At 62.9% G+C, this 1223-nt stretch carries 2 protein-coding genes and 1 pseudogene; all 3 read left to right on the forward strand.

What is annotated here, in order from left to right; translation table 11 throughout:
• Positions 1-330 (forward strand): annotated as a pseudogene (locus tag U9J39_RS29350) (NAD(P)(+) transhydrogenase (Re/Si-specific) subunit alpha); the annotation flags it as partial.
• Positions 331-387: 57 nt separating this feature from the next.
• Positions 388-750, forward strand: a complete 363-nt coding sequence (gene panD / locus U9J39_RS29355; RefSeq protein WP_012353832.1) for an aspartate 1-decarboxylase — start codon at positions 388-390, stop codon at positions 748-750.
• Positions 751-915: 165 nt separating this feature from the next.
• On the forward strand, positions 916-1223 hold a 308-nt coding region (locus U9J39_RS29360), incomplete at its 3' end, for a proton-translocating transhydrogenase family protein (protein WP_326348797.1).

Raw genomic sequence — 1223 nt, forward strand, 5'->3', positions numbered from 1 at the left:
CGCAAGGCGCCGGTGCTGCTGCAGGAAGCGACCGTGCAGCAGATGAAGCCGGGCTCGGTGGTGGTCGACCTGGCCGCGGCCCAGGGCGGCAACTGCCCGCTGACGGTGGCCGACCAGGTGGTCAACCACAACGGCGTGATCCTGATCGGACATACCAACCTGGCCAGCATGGTGGCGGCCGACGCCTCGGCGCTCTATGCCCGCAACGTGCTGGATTTCCTCAAGCTGGTCGTCGACAAGGACGGCCAGTTCACGCTCAACCTCGAAGACGACATCGTCGCCGCCTGCCTGATGTGCAGGGACGGCCAGGTCGTGCGCGAGGCGGCGTAACTCCAACGGGCGCAGCGCGCCCACTGCTTTCGCTTCAGATATAAGGACGTATCACCCATGCAACGCATCATGCTCCGCGCCAAGCTCCACCGCGTCACCGTGACGCAGGCGGACCTCAACTACGAGGGTTCGTGCGGCATCGACCAGGACCTGCTGGACGCTGCCGACATGAAGGAGTTCGAGAAGATCGAGCTGTACAACGTCAACAACGGCGAGCGCTTCTCCACCTACATCATCAAGGGCGAGCGCGGCAGCGGCGAGATCTCGCTGAACGGCGCCGCCGCGCGCCGCGCGCACCTGGGCGACCAGCTGATCATCTGCACCTATGCGCCGATGACGGACGAGGAAATCGCCACGTACAAGCCCAAGGTCATCCTGGTGAACGAGAAGAACGGCATCAAGGAAATCAAGAAGGTCTGAATATCAACCCCTGAAGGGTTGCTCCCCTCTCCCGCTTGCGGGAGAGGGAGCACGCCACCGGAAATTTAAGAGCCAATGGCCGTTGGCGTGCCCCACCGTAATACTGCAAAGAACAATCACAGCAACACGCAGCATCCCGGTTTCAAAGCAACGGAGGAGAAGTCGATGGAGATGGTGAACCACACGGTGATCAACCTGATCATCTTCGTGCTGGCGATCTACGTGGGTTACCACGTGGTCTGGACGGTCACGCCGGCCCTGCATACGCCCCTGATGGCGGTAACCAACGCGATCTCGGCCATCATCATCGTCGGCGCCATGCTCGCCGCGGGCCTGACCGAAGGCGGCGTCGGGCGCGTGATGGGCACGCTGGCGGTGGCATTGGCGGCGGTCAACGTGTTCGGCGGCTTCCTGGTGACCCAGCGCATGCTGGAGATGTTCAAGAAGAAGGAACCGAAGGCGAAGGCGCCCGA

The organism is Cupriavidus sp. SS-3, from assembly GCF_035818815.1.
Taxonomy (GTDB): domain Bacteria; phylum Pseudomonadota; class Gammaproteobacteria; order Burkholderiales; family Burkholderiaceae; genus Cupriavidus; species Cupriavidus taiwanensis_C.